The following is an 18426-nucleotide window of genomic DNA, read 5'->3' as shown; positions in this document are numbered from 1 at the left end:
TTTTAGGGTCAAACGGTAATGCGACGTAAGCTACTTCAAGTGGGTTACGCCGTATTTTTTTACATTAGACCACCAGTACCGTTTCTTATTTAGTGAAAAGTTTTGCAAAGGTAGGCTGTACTTGATTAACATTTGATAGAAATAATGTAGTTAACAGCTTTTTATTAAAGATCAACACCTAGGGCTTTTAATGGTGGCTGACTGCAATCAATAAAAAATTATTATCACCCCTGTATTCGTTTTCAATTGCGTGCTATAATTGAGAAGGAATTTCAATTAGCTCAACATTAATTTGTACGGTGCTCTCATGTGAAATATCTCCTTAAGAGACATCCTCACAAATTAATTGCTACACATAGATTGCATGTCGTTGGAAACGACAGAAGGGACGATTTATTATGCTTGATTTACATCTTCATCGGTCACAGGCCAAGCCATCATTACGTTTATCCGAGTGGCTCAATGTTTTACGTGCTGGTGTTTTAGGGATGAACGACGGTATTATTTCAACCGCTGGGATCGTTCTGGGTGTCGCAGGCGCCCAACAGAGCTCGTTTGCTTTATTTATTGCTGGTGTTTCGGGCATGTTGGCTGGTGCATTTTCGATGGGTGGCGGCGAATATGTTTCAGTTAGCCAGCAACGCGATATGCAGGCCATGACAGCACACCGACAAAAACAAGCCATTGCAAAAAACTATCCCAAAGAATTAGCCGATTTAACGGCTGTTTATACCGCTAAGGGAATTTCAAAAGAATTAGCGCAACAAGTGGCCACAGAATTAATGCTAAAAGATGGTTTAGGGGCGACTTGTCGTGAGAAATATAATATTGAATTAGGTAATTATTTTAATCCTTGGCATGCGGCAATTTCTTCCTTTTGTTCTTTTTTTGCCGGCGCAATTTTACCATTATTAACCATTACGCTAGTACCAGCTAAGTGGAAGGTTTCGGTTACAATGTTGGCAGTTGCCTGTGCGCTATTATTAACTGGTTATGCCAGTGCGACTTTGGGAAAGACAAAACGCAAACGGGCCGTTTTGCGTAACCTTTTAGTAGGACTTTTAACCATGTTTGTTACTTATGCTGTAGGCCATTTATTTGCCATTTAGGTTGCATCTAGGCTTGAATTAACCTTTTAGATAAGGTATAGTAGCTACCGAAGTTGCTCCGATGAGAAAATTAATCAATGTCAATTAATGGCCAGCGAATCTAGATTTGGTGGAAGCTAGATGATTAACACATTGAGTCGCCCTTTCGAGGAGAAATTAAATATTGAGTGGATAATCATCAAAAAGGGTGGTACCGCGGGTTTGACTCGTTTCTTACAGTTATTTGGCTGTAGGAGATTTTTTATTTAGTTTAAGCATTAAATTGATAAAGGAGTATGATTATGAACGAACAAGAACTTGTTGTACAGGCTTTATTGCCAGTTTTAAAGGATCATTTAGATGCAGCGGCGATTGCTAAATTAATTGAAGTGCCAAAAACATCTGATTTAGGGGACTATGCTTTTCCGACATTTACCTTGGCAAAAATTTTTCGGCAGGCGCCACAGCAGATTGCTGCTGATCTTGCACCGAAAATCAATGCTGATAATTTCGAAAAAGTTCAAGCGGTCGGTCCCTACATTAATTTCTTTTTAGATAAGGCTCAGTTTAGTCATCAGTTGTTGCAGACTATTTTGCAACAAGCTGAGCATTATGGTGACGCTAATTTAGGTCAGCAAGGACAGGTGCCGATTGATATGTCCAGCCCTAATATTGCTAAGCCGATTTCAATGGGGCACCTACGGTCAACGGTGATTGGGAATTCATTGGCTAACATTTTGACTAAAGTTGGCTATAAGCCAGTTAAAATCAATCATTTAGGTGATTGGGGAACTCAGTTTGGTAAATTGATTGTTGGCTATAAAAAATGGGGTAGCGAGGCAGCTGTTAAAGCTGATCCCATCACGAATTTATTGAAGTATTACGTTAAATTTCATCAAGAAGATCAAGCACACCCAGAGTTAGATGATGAAGCCCGCGATTGGTTTGTTAAACTGGAAGCTGGCGACGATGAGGCAATCAAACTTTGGACTTGGTTCCGTAAAGTTTCGTTGCAAGAATTTATGAAAATTTATGACATGTTGGATATTCAATTCGATTCTTATAAAGGCGAAGCATTTTACAATGATAAAATGGCTGAAGTTGTGCAAATGCTAGAAGATAAAAAATTGCTTAAAAAGAGTCAAGGAGCAGAAATTGTTGATTTATCGGCCTATAATTTAAATCCGGCTTTGATTAAAAAAAGCGATGGTGCCACACTTTACATCACGCGTGATTTAGCTGCAGCGATTTATCGGAAACGGACTTACCATTTTGTGCAGTCGCTTTATGTTGTGGGTAATGAACAACGGGATCATTTTAAACAATTAAAAGCCGTTTTAAAAGAAATGGGCTTTGATTGGGCCGATGACATTCACCACATTCCATTTGGTTTGATTACTGAAAATGGTAAGAAATTGTCTACTCGGCAAGGTCGTGTGATTTTATTAGAAAATGTGTTAAACGATGCAGTGGATCTTGCTCACAAACAAATCGATGCGAAAAATCCAGATTTAGCAAATAAAGATCAAGTGGCCAATGATGTCGGAATTGGTGCCGTTGTGTTTCATGATTTAAAAAATGAGCGGTTAAATAATTTTGATTTTAATTTAGAAGATGTTGTTCGTTTTGAAGGTGAAACCGGACCTTACGTTCAGTACACCAATGCTCGGGCACAAAGTATTTTGCGTAAGGCTGGTGTTGATTTAAAGCAACAAACTGATTATACGTTAGCTGACCGTTCAGCTTGGGATGTTTTAAAGCAATTAGCTGAATTTCCTGACATGATTATTCGTGCTAGCAAGGAATATGAGCCATCCGTTATAGCAAAATATGCATTACGTTTAGCCAAGAACTTTAACAAGTATTATGCCAATACTAAAGTGCTGGTTGCAGATGCAGAAAAACCAGCTCGCTTAGCGATGGTTGCAAGTGTCAGCCAAGTTCTTACTCAAAGTTTAGCGTTATTAGGTGTTCACGCCCCAAAAGAAATGTAAGTTGAAAAACGACTAGTAAAAAACGTCACTGGATTTCTCCAGTGACGTTTTTATATAAATAAATGAATGATTATTCGCAGAATTGGGTAATTTTACCTGAATTTGGTATAATCAAGCTAATTAGATACTGAAGGGCTAATAATTTATAAACCAATCGTTGTGTTCATTTCAAGGTCCGCCGGTAAATTTTAACTTTGGTTGAGGTGACTATTTTTGAAAAAAAACAAGCGCCAAGCAAAAATTGAACAAATTATTCAACAACAAACAATCGGAACACAGGAAAAGCTGCTTGCAGCGTTAGAGGCCGAGGGCATTCATGCCACACAGGCAACCGTTTCGCGTGACATTCGTGAAATGCAAATTGTGAAAGAACGTGATTCACAAGGACAATTACGGTATACAATTTATCATAATGGTGAAAAAACAGTCGCTGAGCGCTTAGATGACACAATTGCTGAGGTGGTCGTGTCAATCCAGCAAGTTGAATTTGTTAATGTGGTGACAACAGCACCTGGTAATGGCAATTCGTTAGCAGCAATCATTGATGAACTCACTTTTCCACAAATTGCAGGTACTATTGCGGGTCATGATACGATTCTAATTATTAGCCCAGATCGGCAAAGCGCACGTGACATTCATGATTATTTTACTCAAAGGTTATTGGTTGAATAATGTTTTGGTAAGCGAATCAAGTTAAACCACGATAATTTAGTTATCGTGGTTTATTGTCATTGATTGACAGCGGATAAAAATCAGTCGGTGTCGGTGCTTTAATATTGATGGGCTGCAGACTAAAGGGTAGCAGTAGATGCATTTTAGCCGAATGTAACAATAAACGTGAAAATTGCAGCGCTTTGGGATCATATAAAGGATCACCAATTAACGGGTGATCATAATAACTGAAATGAACGCGAATTTGATGCGTGCGGCCGGTTTCCAGCCAAACTGCTAACAATGTGGCGGTCGGGGTTTGTTTAATACTTTGGTAGTGGGTGACGGCGTTAACCGCTTGAATACCGGCGACTTGGCGTTTTCGTTTATCTGCAATATCGCGGCCAATCGCTAAATTGATGGTTCCTTGGCTCGGTAGATGGCCGTGTACCCAAGCAAAATATTGGCGGGTAATTTTCTTTTGACTTAACAAACGATTCAAAATAGGTACAACTACTGGATTTTTCGCCACTAAAATAGCGCCACTAGTGGCCATATCTAAGCGATGCACAATGTAAGGCGCTTGTGCTAGATAAGCTGTTAAATAGTTCATCAATGTACCAGTTTCATAAGGTTGATTGGGGTGAGTTTTGATCCCCGCTGGTTTATTAGCCACTAATAAATCTTTATTTTCATATAATATGGGAATTTGGCGCGTATTATCAGGAACATAATGGGGCTGTCGCTTGTTAAAATCTGCGGCAGTGAAAGTTAGATTAATTTTGTCACCAGTATGGACCACGTTATTCACCGACTGGTAATGTCCGTTTAACGTCATTGCACGTTGAACGCGTAACGCATGATAGATTGTTTTAGGAATTAAAATGTCATTGCGCATGTATTGACGTAAAGTATGACCGTTTTGTGATGCGTTAATGATTGTTTGATAATGCCAGCTTTGCATGAGCAACTCCCTTTGCAATGTTCTAGTAAGGTTAGTGCCAATTGACTGAGTTATTTTTGCGACTAAAGTCGGTGGTTGAGGGCACTAGCTTTGTTTAAACTTAAAACAGGCTTAATTTTTTACCTATGCTAAGTATGCTACAATAAAATAGCAATTTACCAGTAAACGAGGATTTTTATGCAAAAATTTTTAACAATTATGCGCCAAATGTTTGGGGCAATCAAGCGTTTTTTAGCGCCAGTTGGGCATTTTATCGGTCCCTACTGGTTGGCTTTTTGGCATTGGTTACGGCGGATTTGGCGGCGCTATTTATTGACGCGTTGGTTAATTTTAATTTTACTAACGTTATTTTTATTTGTCAGTGCTTACCTCACATTTTTGGCTAAAACGGCAGATGTTGAGCATTTAAAGGCAAATTTGCAAGCGACCACGACAGTTTACGACCATAAAAAACAAAAAGCGGGTTCCTTGTATGCACAAAAAGGAACCTATATCAGTTTTGATAAAATTTCACCACAGATTCAAAATGCTGTGATTTCAACTGAAGACCGCTCGTTTTGGTCTAATCCAGGCTTTAGTATCAAAGGGACAGCCCGGGCTGCGGTCAGCTATATCATTCATCGTGGCCAGATCAATGGTGGTGGGAGTACCATTACGCAGCAATTGGCTAAAAATGCGTTATTAACGCAGCAGCAAACCTTTCGTCGCAAAGCAGAAGAACTCTTTTTAGCCATTGAAATCAATAAAGTCTACACTAAGAAAGACATTATGACCATGTACTTGAATAATGCCTATTTTGGTAATGGTGTTTGGGGCGTTCAAGATGCTTCAGAAAAATATTTTGGCAAAAACGCTAGTGAACTAGATGCAGCTGAAGCCGCTAGTATTGCGGCAATGTTACGGAGTCCAAGCTTTTATAACCCGATTGAACATCCGAAAAATAATTTATCCCGGCGAAATTTAATTTTAGGGTTGATGACGGATAATCAAAAGTTAACGTCTAGTCAGGAAACAACAGCTAAACAAAAACCATTGAATCTTCAAGATAATTATACGCAATCCAACGGGTATCGCTATCCTTATTATTTTGATGCTGTGGTAAATGAGGCCATTAATCGTTATGGCTTATCTGAAGAAAACATTATGAACAAGGGTTATAAAATTTATACGTCATTGAACCAAACTTACCAACAGAAAATGTCGCAGGCGTTTCGTTCAGATTGGGCTTTTCCAGCTAATGCTAGCGATGGGACACAAGTTGAAGCAGGTTCGGTCGCATTAGATCCACAAACAGGTGGCGTTGCTGCAGTGGTTGGTGGTCGAAATGAGTCACCTGCTTTTCGGAGTTATAATCGGGCTACACAAATTAAGCGGCAACCAGGTTCAACCATGAAGCCTTTAGCTGTTTATACGCCTGCGTTAGAAAATGGCTATCACTATGATTCGCAATTGACGGATAAAAAACTGTCTTATGGCTCTAATCACTATACGCCAACGGATTATGGCGATAATTATAAGGGTAAAGTTCCGATGTACACAGCCTTAGCGCAAAGCCTTAATGCACCAGCAGTGTGGTTATTGGACCAAATCGGTGTGCAAAAAGGTGTTTCCACAGTGAAAAAATTTGGCATTAAACTGCCAAAAAGCGATCAGAACTTAGCAATGGCGCTAGGTGGATTAAATGTTGGTGTTTCACCATACCAGATGGCTGGCGCCTACACTGCTTTTGCTAATCAGGGTGAAAAACCAGAAAGCCATTTTATTACTAAGATTGTTGATGCTAGTGGCAATGTGATTGTTGATAATACGCAAACAAAACATCAGCGAATCATGTCGGCTAAAACTGCTAAAGAGATGACTAGCATGATGCTGGGTGTATTTGATCATGGTACGGGTACTTCTGCCAAACCTAGTGGCTATGATGTTGCAGGAAAAACTGGTAGTACGGAAGTGCCGGACAGCTATGGCTATGGCACTAAAGATCAGTGGATTGTGGGTTATACGCCAGATGTAGTGGTTGCCACTTGGATTGGCTTTGATAATACGGATAGCAATCACTTTTTGCAAGGCATCAGTGAAGAAGGCGTCGCAGGAATTTGGAAATTAGAAATGGAAAATATTTTGCCAAACACACCAGGGACGAAATTTACGACTCAAGATGCGCAAAAACGAGCTAGTGCAGAACAAAAAACAAATTCTTCAGACGTTTGGAATAAAGTGCAAGATGGTGCTAACAAGGCTAAAGAAAATCTAGATTCAGCAGCAGGTAAAGCAAAAAATTGGTTTAATTCAGTGAAAGGGTTATTAGGTGGCAATTAGTATTAGGAACACATGTTCGCAAACCACTAGGAAAAACACTTGAAACATGCTATACTGAGAAATATATGCTAGGGCATAAACTATATTAACGGAGGCACAACATGGCAGTAAATGTGTACGATACAGCAAACCAATTAGAAGGCGAACTACGGCAAACCGATGAGTACATGGCGCTTCAGGCAGCGTATGGTAAAATGAAACAAAACGAACTTGCTTATACAATGTTTAAGAAATTCCAAAAACTCAACATTGAACTGCAACAAAAACAAATGCAGGGTCAAGAATTAAAAGATGATGAACTCAAAAATGCTCATGACTTAGCTGAAAAAGTGGGTCAATTCAAAGAAGTTCAAGAATTGATGGAAAAAGAAAAAGGCATGAGCCAAATGATGGATGATTTAAACCAAATAATTACAAAACCAGTGCAGGAATTATACACTGATTAATTGAAGTATTGGGTAACGTTAAGTTCATAACGCCTAAGCATGCAATGCATTACCCTTAAGCTTTTAGCCGTAAGCGATTAACGGTCAACATTATTTAGAAAAAGTAACAAGTCGGTCCGCGCGGGACGATGGTCGGAGCAGTATACTGACGATTAACCGCGTACCGACTTTTTTACGTCACAGCGATAGGAAGGATACGGATCCCATCATGAAATTTATTCATGCGGCTGATTTACATTTAGATACGCCATTTCTTGGTTTGAAAACGGCGCCTGCTGATTTATGGGAGCAAATTTATCAGTCAACGTTTACTGCTTTTGCTAAAATTATCGACGCGGCACTACAAGAAAAAGTTGATTTTGTTTGTTTAGTTGGTGACCTCTATGACCGGGCTGAACGAAGCATTCAGGCACAATTGTTTCTACAAAAACAATTGCAACGATTAGCGGATGCGAATATTCCAGTTTATTTAAGTTATGGCAACCATGATTATGTTCAAGATACAACTGCTGAATTACCATTGCCGACTAATGTTCATGTTTTTCCTAGTGCAGGGGCCACATTTACCTTAATTACGCATGACCAGCAAAAAGTGGCTTTAAGTGGGTTTAGTTACGCCCAGCGGTGGGTAGAAAAGGATATGACGCCGATTTATCCAGTAAAGGCAGCGGCTGATTTTCACATTGGTTTATTACACGGTAGTCAAAGCGGTGTGAACAGTCCGCATGCCGTTTATGCGCCCTTTAGTTTAACTGAATTAAACCAAAAACATTATGATTATTGGGCATTAGGTCATATTCATCAACATCAATTATTACAAAAACAGCCACCGATTGTTTATGCGGGCAATCCGCAAGGGCGAAATCCCAACGAAGCTGGTGAACGGGGGTATTACCTAGTCCGGCAAAATGGCCACCAATTACAGCCAGAATTTCGCTCAGTAGCGCCACTACAATGGCAAACTTGTTTTGTATCTGTAGCTGGTGCTTCACGGCTGACAACGATCATTAATGCGATAACCAAAGCATTGGCGGCGTTTAAACAACCGCAATCCTTATTATTAAAAGTCGTTTTAACGCACAGTCAACAATTAAGTCCAGCACTGGTTCAGCGAATCGAAAACGGTGAATTACTAGACTATTTTCAAAAGCAGCCGCAACATCAACCCTTTCGCTGGCTTTATGCTTTAGCATTAGCGCATGATGATGGCGTGGCTTTTAGCCAGTTAGATCAAGCATATTGGCAAAAAAGTGCAGTGGAAGTATTTAACGCAAAAAATGTTCAGACTGCGGCTCAACCGCTAGCTCAGGCTAACTTTTTGGCTGAAGCATTAAAACAGGAGTCGTTGCCGGCGGATTTACAAGCACAAGCCATCAATTTACTACGGGAAAATAAAGCAATAACGGGTGATGAGCATGCAGATTGAACAAGTAAACATTTTTGGTTTTGGTAAATGGACCGATCAGCAATTTGCATTAGATTCACATTTTCAGGTGTTCTACGGTCAAAATGAGGCTGGGAAATCAACCTTGAGCGCTTTTATTGATGGTGTCTTATTTGGTTTTGCAACCAAAAAGCAACCTTACGCCCAGTACATCCCAAAAACTGGTCATAGTTATGGGGGTGAGCTGACACTTGTACAAGGTCAGCAACGCTACCTGATTAGGCGAGTCGCGGGTACGGCTGGTGGAACGGTGACTGTCACGACAGCTAATGGGACACAGCATGGTGAAAAGCTTTTACAAAATTTACTCGCACCCATTGATAAAACCTTATTTCGGCAAATTTTTCGTTTTGATCAGCAAGATTTAACCTCAATTTTTCAACTACGTAAGGCGGCATTAGAGCGCCATTTACTGACTGTGGGTGCTGCTGGTAGTCATGATTGGCTGACACTGGCGCAAAAATATCGGCGTGAAGCTGCTCGCCTATATAAACCTCGTGGTCGTGTCTGGCCGCTAAATCAAGCTTTTACGAAATTAAAGGATCTTAATGCAAAATTGGCTGCTGCCCAAGCCACTTTACCGGCTTACTTGGCTAAACAGGAAAAGGTTACGCGACAAAAAGCGATGGTAGCGACATTGACTACTAAAGTAACTTCTGTACGACAGCAGTTAACGGAATTGGAACGTTTGCAAGCTGCTTGGCCAAATTATCAGACTTTGCAAGCTTTAGAACAAAAATTAGCCCAACAACCGCAAGCTTTAGCAACTGAGCTTTACCAAGACTATCAGCAATTACAACAACAGCGTCAAAGTAAGGCCACTGAATTGCAACAACTGTCGACTAAGCTAAATGCTGCAACCGGTGGTCAGGAATTAGCACCGGCATTGGTATTTTATCAGCAGCATCAGGCTGAATTTGAACACCAACTGGCTAGTACTGCGCAAGTTCAAGCTATGATACAAGAAAAACAGCAATTGCAAGAGCAACAGCAAGCTTTAATCAAAGAAAGCCAGCAATTACAGCAAACCTTAGGGGTTACAGCACCAGTACCACCTTTAAGCGATTTAGATTTGAAACAGGCACAGGCTAACTACAAACACAGGCAAACATTGCAGCAACAACAAGTACAGTTACAAGCTACACAGCAACAACAGCAACGACAAATTGAGCAATTGACCCAGGAGGTGACCACGTTAGAGCAACAGCTTCAACAGCCGCCATCACGAACTCAGCGGCATCAGCAGCAGTCACATTATTTAGTTTGGGGCTTGGTTATCATCATCGGATTGTTACTGCCCAGCTGGGGGAAACTATTAACTTTAGTCGGTGCTGGCGGTTTAATTTGGCAATTTTTCAATAATCAGTCAGTCGGACAGACATCACCGCTCCAGCAACAATGGCAGCAAGCACTAGCGCAATTAGATCAGCAGCAAGAAAAGGCAGTGCAGCTTAAACAGCAGTTAACGGCTGTTCAGGGCAGTTTAGCAGCGCAAAATGCCGCCTGGGAAACTTTGAAAGCCCGTTATGATTACCAAACGTTGCCGACGGATGTGATTTTGAATCATCAGCATGATTTTAAACGGTTGCTAGCTTGTCAGCAGCAAATTAAGCAGTTAAAGCAACGACAGACCACTTTACAGGTGCAATTAGATCAGTGGGTAGCTGGGTTTAAATTCGCCCAGTCCTGGGTACCTTTAGCTGCTGCCACGCCAGCACAAGTATTGCAGCGTGCAAAAGATTTTGCAACGGCACAAGCGGCTAAATTAAAAGCGTTGCGCGATCAAAATCAAAATTACGCCTATTATCAACAACAAGCTACTCGTGTGCAGCAGCAACTTGCCCAGTTGGATCAAAAACAACATCAGTTATTGGCAGATCATCAGTTAGTCAGTGAACATGAGTTGCAAAAGCACCAGCAAGCGGATCAAAAGCGCCGACAATTACAGGAGCGTTGGCAAGTTTTGCATAATCAATTGCAGCCTGATTTACCGGCATTAAAACAATATGCTGATTCAATGGCGCTACAGACTAAGGTCACAACTTGCAAGCAAACCTTAAAACAGCAACAACGGCAACTGACAGTTGCTCAGCAACAATTGACCAAATTGCAAACTCAGCTGGCACAATTGGCTAGTGATGGCAGCTACCGAGTGCTACGTCAGCAGGTTGCGCAACAGCAAACAGAAATCACGCAATTGGCTCAAAAATGGCTGACTTACCAGTTAACTGCTCAATGGATTGAAACCACACTTACCCAAGCGTCGCAACGCCGTTTGCCACAAATGCTAGCTGCTGCCCAGCAAAATTTTGCCATTTTAACACAGCAGCGCTATGTTAAAATAATTCTAACGGCAAAAACAATTAAAGTAGTCCGTTTTGATCAGCAACAATTTTTAGTTGGCGAACTATCACAAGGCACTGCGGAACAGCTCTATGTTGCACTGCGATTGGCATTTGCACAAACTGTCAGTGATGTTCAACGAATGCCGTTAGTCATTGATGATAGCTTTGTCAATTTTGATAGCCCACGACGGCAACAAGTATTAAACTTGTTAGCTAAACTGAGTCGGACAACCCAGGTTATCTATTTCACAGCACACCCGGTTAAAATGTCAGTGGGTCAGCAAACAAATTTAGCAGATTGATCGGCTGAACAATATGGTTGTGGATTAGGATTGACTATTTACTTGTTGTCAGTGGTGATTGAAGGAGGTTGAGTGACGTGGCAGATAAAAAGCTATATGATTATCAAAATAATGAAACCGTCGCCTTGTTTGTTTTGGTTAAAACGGCGGATGTTCGCTTAGCAAAAAATGGGAAAAAATTTATTGCGTTTACGTTTCAAGACACTTCTGGTGAAATTACCGGGAAATTTTGGGATGCCAGCGATAATGATATTCAGTTGTACCAAGCAGGTAAAATAATTTATCTCAGTGGTAAGCGGGAACTTTATCATGGCAAACCACAGATTAAAATTTATAAAATTCGTTTGGCAACTACAGCTGAAAACCAGCAAGTTGCAGCTTTTTTACCTCAAGCACCAGTAAGTGAACGCCAGTTACGTGATGAGTTAAACCAAATAATGTTTGATATTACCAATGCCAGTTGGAATCGGGTCGTACGTTGGATTTTGCAGCGGCATCAGACTGCTTTTTTTACTTATCCAGCAGCTAAAACTAATCATCATGCCTTTAAAGGGGGATTAGCTTACCATACGCTGACCATTTTGCATTTAGCTAAGTCGGTTTGTCATGAATATACGACTTTAAAGCGGCCATTGCTTTATGCTGGCGCCATTTTACATGATATGGGGAAAACACTTGAGCTTTCCGGCCCTGTTGCGACACAGTACACGACTACGGGGAATTTGTTAGGCCATATTGTGCTAGTTGACGAAGAAATTGTCCGTGCCTGTACAGCGTTGAAGATTGATCCAGCTAGTGAAGATATGCTGCTGTTACGCCATGTTGTTTTAGCGCACCATGGGTTACGGGAATATGGTTCACCAGTTGAACCGGAGATTCCTGAAGCAGAAGTATTACACCGGTTGGATGATTTAGATGCATCTATGCAGATGATGACGACTGCATTACGGCATACTGATCCCGGTCAGTTTTCTGAGCCAATTTTTGGGATGGCAAATCGTCATTTTTACCGTTCTGAAATGAAATAAGCGATAGTTGCACATAAAAAAAGCCTGCGGCGCTTTGCCACAGGCTTTTTAACTTTGAAATTATTTAGCAGAGCTAACACTGGATTCGCTAGTTGTAGCTGCTTTGCTATTTTTGCTGGTGTAGCCAGATAAGACATCTTTCAAATCATCATCTTTAATTTGAACGTTGCCTTTTTTCAGTACTTTAGAAATCACATTGTGCAAGACTGTGCTGTTTTGCATATCTGCAGCGATGATTTGACTCTTCAACGTTGCTTCATGTGCTTTCATTGACCCTTTACCTGGGTTTTTAACCATCCGAATGACGTGGTAACCATACTGAGTCTTAACTGGTGTTTTAGTGTATTCATTAGTCTTTAATTTAAAAGCAGCTTTCTTAAAGCTGGAATCTAAACTAGTATCTGTTGAATCAAAGGCAGGTAACTTACCGCCATCTGCTTTTGTGCTAGTATCAGTTGAGTATTTCTTAGCTAATTTCTTGAAGTTAGCAGCTGAATTATCGGCATCTAGTTGTTTAATGATGTCTTTAGCAGTGTCTTCTTTTGTAACTAAGATGTGTTGCACTTTAACCTTAGGTTGATAGGATTTCCACTGCTTCTTCAAATCAGCTTGCGTAATTTTAGTGTTGTCCTTAACGGCAGCTTCTAGAAGTAAGTTAGAGCGCAAGTTCTTCTTAAAGCTTGATGCGGTCATCCCATTTTGTGAAAGGACCGAATCAAATGAAGAACCATATTGGCTCTTATAAGTATTAAACTGTTTATTAACTTTATCTTTAGAAACTTTGTCGCCATATTGTTTTTCTAAGACTTTGTTTAGAATCATTTGTTGCAAAACTTGCTTACCGCTGGAAGATTTCTTCATTTCGTTGTAATAATCTTCTTGACTGATATTACCGCCTGAGGTGGTTGCAACTGTTTTGTTGCCACAGCCAACAAGGGTAACGGCTAATAAAACACCCACAAGGGATAATAGCCATTTTTTCCGCATACATAGCACATCCTTATCATTAATTTCTGAAACGCACATTGCCTAATATACCATAACCAATCTTGAATTTAAATCACTGTTAGCTTTCTTCATGAAAACTTCAACAAATCACACTTGATTTAGTTTTGAGTGTGATTAGTGGTATTATCAGGGTCTAAATCTTTTTGTAACTTTTCACTAGCATCTTTAACGCGTTTGATTCGTGGTTGAGTTTGAAAATTAAAATCGTTCAATAATTGCTGCAATTCTTGGATGGTGGCAGTCGCGTTGTGACTACCTTCGTCTGCTAATACCTTTGCAGCCTGACGCAACTTAGTGAGGCTGGCGTTGACGGCCAAAATATCAGTAGTTAGCGCATCAAACTGGGATTTTAATTGTTTCCGTGCAGTTTGACCACTATGTTTAGCGGTCATTAATCCGTAAGCACCACCAATGAAAGTACCAGCTAATAGCCCGGTAGAAAATTTCATGTGAACGCCCCCTTAGTCTGCAGAAAATTGCTGGTGAATCTGTGTTGCAATTTTTTGTAGTTTTTCTGGTGTATAGTGAGCGCTATTATCAGTAAACCGCATGCCAAAACCATCTTTTGCACTGTAACGGGGAATTAGATGGATGTGGGAGTGAAAAACGGATTGATAGGCGACTTTACCATTATTGTTTAAGATGTTCATCCCTTTGATGGCTGGATCACTGGCTTTGATCGCCCGGGCAATTTTAGGGATCCGGCTGAATACTGCTGCTGCTAAATCAGCGTCGTAAGCAAAAATATCCGGTACGTGGGTTTTAGGAATCACTAAAGTGTGTCCCGGTGTTCCTTGAGTAATGTCTAAAAAAGCTTTGACGACGTTATCTTCATAAACCACAGTGTTAGGAATTTCGTTACGAATAATTTTACAAAAAATGCAATCTTGATCTAATGCCATCATGAAAACCTTCTTTCTGTATTTACCATTATGCTAGCATATTGCCGGCTTAAAATGAACTAAAGTCGCTAAAACTACTATGTTATAATTGATGAAGATTTATAAGAAATAACCTAGGTCAGGAGCTTATTTTTGACTTTAGCTAACGTAACACCAAAATAAATGAACTTTAAGTGTTTTTTAAATGATGAGTAGTTAATAAAGGAGTCATTGGACCATGAGTTTAGAAGTTGACCATTTGACGGGTGGTTACACCCAAATACCCGTGTTAAAAGATTTAACGTTTACTGTCCCTGATCAAACAGTGGTGGGCTTGATCGGTTTGAACGGTGCCGGTAAATCCACCACAATTAAACATATTATTGGGATTTTAACACCACAAAAAGGACAAATTCGACTAAATCAAGTAACGTTGGAACAAGCACCAGAAACTTACCGGAAGGCTTTAGCATTTGTGCCGGAAACACCAATTCTTTATCCCACCCTCACTTTACGTGAACACATTGAATTGACGATTATGGCTTATGATCTTGATACTAAACAAGCTTGGCAAAAAGCCGGCGACTTGTTAGCTCGTTTTCGGTTAGCAAAACGTTTGGATTGGTTTCCAGCTAATTTTTCTAAAGGAATGCAGCAAAAGGTCATGATTGTCTGTGCTTTTATTGTGCCAGCGCAATTATATATTATTGATGAACCATTCACAGGGCTAGATCCTCTAGCAATCCGAGATTTATTAGCGGTGATTAAACAACAAAAAGCACGTGGGGCGTCTGTGTTAATGTCCACTCATGTTTTGGCCACTGCACAACAATATGCGGACCAATTTATTTTATTAAATGCGGGTAAAATTCAAGCTCAAGGGACTTTAACGCAATTGGCACAGCAATTTAACGTTGAAAATGGTTCATTAGACCAAATTTACTTCAAAATGATCGGTGAGGCGCAATCATGAAACAACTTTGGCAGCAACGCTTACAACAACATCATCGAGAAATGCTAAAATATTCACGCTATGTCTTCAACGAATTCTTCACCTTAGCTTTATTCATTTTTTTAGGCGCTCTTGCTTACGGCTATTCAGGCTTGCTTGAGACTTTAAATGGACAATTATGGTGGGCTAAACCACTGATGCTGGTTTTATTTTTATGTTTACTGTCTTTTGGCCGTTTAGCGACATTATTGCAACAAGCGGATACGCTGTTTTTATTGCCCAAAGAATCAGCATTGCTGCCATATTTATTAGCAGCTCGGCGTTATAGCCTGTGGGTACCATTAGTAGTAGACGTTTTATTTTTCGGTGTGCTTTTACCATTTCAAGTCGTAGCAACTAATTTATCAGCAAGTTCGGGTTTGCTTTTATGTCTTAGTTTAATTTGTCTAAAAGATGGTCAATTGTGGTTACAGTTGTTAAATGTTTATACAGTGTCACTGCAAAAGCAGCGACAGCGGGGCTGGTTATTTTATGGCTTAGCAGCATTGATTTTGTCCTTTGGGCTGTGGTTACCTTGGTTAGGTTTGGGCTTAGCGGTAGTGGCAGTCACTGCTTTGCGGCTGTATTTACCGCACTTTTTAGCTGGTGCACGGTTTCAATGGCAGGCAGCAGTCAATAATGAAGATTCCCGCATGTTACAATTATACCGACTGATTAATTTATTCACTGATGTGCCACAAGTGCGTGGTAAAGTGCACCGCCGCGTTTACTTTGATCCAGTGTTGAAATTAATTAAAAAGCGTCAGCGTCAAACGTTTAGTTATCTTTACTTAAGGGCCTTCTTACGCGGTACTGAATATTTTGGCCTTTATTCACGTTTGTTAATTGTTGGTGCTTTGGTTTTGTGGGCAATACCTACTTGGTGGCTAGTTCTAGTTTTAGGTGGGCTTTTCTTATATTTAGTGGGTTTCCAATTGCTGCCTTTTTACCATATTTTCGATGAAAATTTATTTGTGTATCTTTACCCAGTTTCTATTAAGCAACGTGTTAAGTCATTTAGGCAACTTGTACAAAGCTTATTATTAGTTCAAGCGCTTATTTTTGCCTTGGTGACTTTTTGGACCCTCAGTTTGACCCATTGGGTGCTTTTTATCGGTTTAGAATTGGTGCTCACCTGGTGGTTATCTAGATCACGTTTCATGCGCCAGTTACCTAACCGTTAGTATCTTGACGTAGGTTTTTCAGACCAGTAGAATGAGAGTGGATATTTAAACAGACGTCAGATGTAATCTTGTCAGTGAACACCAGAATTTGCGGTGTTCGTATTAATTTAGGGGGTGTGGCGATGGATTTCGATTTGGATGCTGGTTGGCAAATTCGACCAGCTGGCGGCAATACCGGAGCCGCTTTTGTTGGGACGCGTGCGCAGGAGAAAATTTTTCTTAAGCGTAATACGTCGCCATTTCTAGCTGCTTTATCGATGGAAGGGATAACCCCCCGGTTGATTTGGACTAAGCGAATCTCAAGTGGTGATGTATTAACAGCACAAGAATGGCTAAATGGACGGACGTTAACCCGCTCTGAAATGGGCAACGCACAAGTGGCTAAATTGTTGGCTCGGATTCATCATTCTAAGTTGTTAAAACGGATGTTAAGGCGCGTTGGTGGCCTGACGGTAACTTCAAATCATTTTTTACGTCAATATTATTTAAATTTATCCTCGGATCTACGTGGTCATCCTTTATTAAAGCAGGTGTTCACTTATTTGATCCAGAACAAGCCAGTGTTTGATCCGGAACAACTGGAAGTCTGCCATGGGGATTTAAATCATAAAAATTGGCTATTGTCTGACCAGAAACGGTTGTACTTGGTTGATTGGGATGACGCAATGTTTGCGGATGCTGCTTTTGATTTAAGCACTATTTTGTGTCAATATCTGCCACGTGCAAAGTGGGCAAATTGGCTGCATGAATACGGTGTTGATAGTGATCCTAACATGATACAACGAATTGAGTGGTATGGCTTTTTGAATTTACTGTTAGGTATTAAACGCTTTCATGGTGAGCAACGTTATTACGAAATGAATCAGGCATTGCTTCAGTTACGTGAATTATTTACAACGCGTTCAAAATAAGTTATTGTGTCAATAATAAAGATTTGTATTAAAAATAAACGTGGGTCATAGGGCAGCATCTTCCAATTAAGGTTGCTAACCGCCTTATGGCCCACATTTTGTTTGAACAAGCATTTAAATTTGTCTAATTTAGTGTTAAGTCTGTGGAATCTTGCCTAATGTTGCTTTTAGGTTAGGCTGAATTATAGTATAGTAATTGATGAAGGAAAACGAGGTTGAACAATGCGTTTAAGAAAAAAACCGCGTGCTGCTGGTGAGATTGCGGCACACCCAGAATACATCACCATTACGCCAGCTGCATTTAAAGGGCAGTGGCAAGAAAAATTTGCCAAAAAGCAACCTTTACACGTTGAAATTGGTTCAGGTAAGGGCCGGTTTATTATTGAAATGGCAAAGGCCCATCCAGAGTGTAATTTTATTGGATTGGAAATTCAATCTTCGGTGATCATTATGATCCTTGAAAAACAATTAGTAACCCAGTTACCTAATTTGTATTTGGTTCAAGCAAATGGGAATGCGCTAACAGATTACTTTGCGCCTAATGAAGTAGCGCAGCTTTATTTGAATTTTTCGGATCCTTGGCCTAAAAATCGGCATGCTAAACGGCGGTTAACTTACCCAACATTTTTAAAGATGTACCGCCAAGTGCTGCAACCAGCGGGAAATTTGCAATTTAAAACTGATAACCGCGGGTTATTTGAATATTCTTTATTGAGTTTCAATCAATTTGGTACAAAATTTATTGAGCTGTCGTTAGATTTACATCAAAATAAGCAACGGGAAAACATTGAAACTGAGTATGAACAGCGTTTTAGCCGTTTAGGACACCCAATTTATTGGATTAAATTGCAGTTTAAATAACGAGTAATA

The 18426-nt window shown here is 40.2% G+C and carries 16 protein-coding genes; 12 read left to right on the top strand and 4 right to left on the bottom strand.

The features are described from left to right. The first annotated feature begins 398 nt into the window (after positions 1 to 398). From FC24_RS10585 to argR, 3 genes are all read left to right on the top strand, one after another. Entirely contained in the window at positions 399 to 1109 is a 711-nt protein-coding gene (locus FC24_RS10585; protein ID WP_057874826.1) for a VIT1/CCC1 transporter family protein, read from the top strand. Between the two features lie 281 nt (positions 1110 to 1390). Next, positions 1391 to 3082, top strand: coding sequence for an arginine--tRNA ligase (gene argS / locus FC24_RS10580; protein WP_057874825.1), 1692 nt, complete (start codon positions 1391 to 1393; stop codon positions 3080 to 3082). A 213-nt stretch (positions 3083 to 3295) separates the two neighbouring features. Further along, the gene (gene argR / locus FC24_RS10575; RefSeq protein WP_057874824.1) at positions 3296 to 3754 is read left to right on the top strand and encodes an arginine repressor; all 459 of its coding nucleotides are present in this window, start codon (positions 3296 to 3298) and stop codon (positions 3752 to 3754) included. A 40-nt stretch (positions 3755 to 3794) separates the two neighbouring features. Here argR and FC24_RS10570 read toward each other — a convergent pair whose 3' ends face one another. Continuing rightward, on the bottom strand, positions 3795 to 4697 hold the full coding sequence (locus FC24_RS10570) for an RluA family pseudouridine synthase (protein WP_057874823.1): 903 nt from the start codon (positions 4695 to 4697) through the stop codon (positions 3795 to 3797). A gap of 177 nt (positions 4698 to 4874) precedes the next feature. On the opposite strand from FC24_RS10570, the gene FC24_RS10565 reads away from it, so the two are divergent. The 5 genes from FC24_RS10565 to FC24_RS10545 all read left to right on the top strand — a co-directional run bounded on the left by FC24_RS10565 (position 4875) and on the right by FC24_RS10545 (position 12581). After that, on the top strand, positions 4875 to 7016 hold the full coding sequence (locus FC24_RS10565; protein WP_083485696.1) for a PBP1A family penicillin-binding protein: 2142 nt from the start codon (positions 4875 to 4877) through the stop codon (positions 7014 to 7016). A 101-nt stretch (positions 7017 to 7117) separates the two neighbouring features. Beyond that, positions 7118 to 7462 carry a YlbF/YmcA family competence regulator gene (locus FC24_RS10560; protein WP_057874822.1) on the top strand — a complete coding sequence of 115 codons (345 nt, stop codon included), beginning with the start codon at positions 7118 to 7120 and terminating at the stop codon, positions 7460 to 7462. A gap of 208 nt (positions 7463 to 7670) precedes the next feature. Further along, positions 7671 to 8888, top strand: a complete 1218-nt coding sequence (locus tag FC24_RS10555; RefSeq protein ID WP_057874821.1) for a metallophosphoesterase family protein — start codon at positions 7671 to 7673, stop codon at positions 8886 to 8888. After that, positions 8878 to 11553 (top strand): ATP-binding protein, encoded by a 2676-nt coding sequence (locus FC24_RS10550; RefSeq protein WP_057874820.1) that lies wholly within the window; start codon positions 8878 to 8880, stop codon positions 11551 to 11553. The genes FC24_RS10555 and FC24_RS10550 overlap by 11 nt, the downstream gene beginning before the upstream one ends. Before the next feature lie 77 nt (positions 11554 to 11630). Further along, positions 11631 to 12581, top strand: a complete 951-nt coding sequence (locus tag FC24_RS10545; protein ID WP_057874819.1) for a 3'-5' exoribonuclease YhaM family protein — start codon at positions 11631 to 11633, stop codon at positions 12579 to 12581. Positions 12582 to 12641: 60 nt separating this feature from the next. On the opposite strand, the gene FC24_RS10540 is transcribed toward FC24_RS10545, so the two are convergent. The 3 genes from FC24_RS10540 to FC24_RS10530 form a co-directional block, all read right to left on the bottom strand. Continuing rightward, positions 12642 to 13568 (bottom strand): peptidylprolyl isomerase PrsA, encoded by a 927-nt coding sequence (locus FC24_RS10540; RefSeq protein ID WP_057874818.1) that lies wholly within the window; start codon positions 13566 to 13568, stop codon positions 12642 to 12644. A 119-nt stretch (positions 13569 to 13687) separates the two neighbouring features. Further along, positions 13688 to 14038 carry a YtxH domain-containing protein gene (locus FC24_RS10535; protein ID WP_057874817.1) on the bottom strand — a complete coding sequence of 117 codons (351 nt, stop codon included), beginning with the start codon at positions 14036 to 14038 and terminating at the stop codon, positions 13688 to 13690. Between the two features lie 12 nt (positions 14039 to 14050). After that, positions 14051 to 14491 carry an HIT family protein gene (locus tag FC24_RS10530; RefSeq protein ID WP_057874816.1) on the bottom strand — a complete coding sequence of 147 codons (441 nt, stop codon included), beginning with the start codon at positions 14489 to 14491 and terminating at the stop codon, positions 14051 to 14053. Positions 14492 to 14708: 217 nt separating this feature from the next. Between FC24_RS10530 and FC24_RS10525 the strand changes: the two genes are divergently transcribed. From FC24_RS10525 to trmB, 4 genes are all read left to right on the top strand, one after another. Next, positions 14709 to 15443 (top strand): ABC transporter ATP-binding protein, encoded by a 735-nt coding sequence (locus FC24_RS10525; RefSeq protein WP_057874815.1) that lies wholly within the window; start codon positions 14709 to 14711, stop codon positions 15441 to 15443. Further along, positions 15440 to 16645: an ABC transporter permease gene (locus FC24_RS10520; protein WP_057874814.1), complete on the top strand. Its 1206-nt coding sequence runs from the start codon at positions 15440 to 15442 to the stop codon at positions 16643 to 16645. The genes FC24_RS10525 and FC24_RS10520 overlap by 4 nt, the downstream gene beginning before the upstream one ends. A gap of 122 nt (positions 16646 to 16767) precedes the next feature. Next, positions 16768 to 17556 (top strand): phosphotransferase family protein, encoded by a 789-nt coding sequence (locus FC24_RS10515; RefSeq protein WP_057874813.1) that lies wholly within the window; start codon positions 16768 to 16770, stop codon positions 17554 to 17556. Between the two features lie 222 nt (positions 17557 to 17778). Further along, on the top strand, positions 17779 to 18417 hold the full coding sequence (trmB, locus tag FC24_RS10510; RefSeq protein ID WP_057874812.1) for a tRNA (guanosine(46)-N7)-methyltransferase TrmB: 639 nt from the start codon (positions 17779 to 17781) through the stop codon (positions 18415 to 18417). The last annotated feature ends 9 nt before the right edge of the window (positions 18418 to 18426 follow it).

Source organism: Loigolactobacillus rennini DSM 20253 (assembly GCF_001436505.1).
Taxonomy (GTDB): domain Bacteria; phylum Bacillota; class Bacilli; order Lactobacillales; family Lactobacillaceae; genus Loigolactobacillus; species Loigolactobacillus rennini.
Note: the sequence above shows the minus strand (reverse complement) of the source record. Positions and strands in the feature narration are given on the sequence as shown.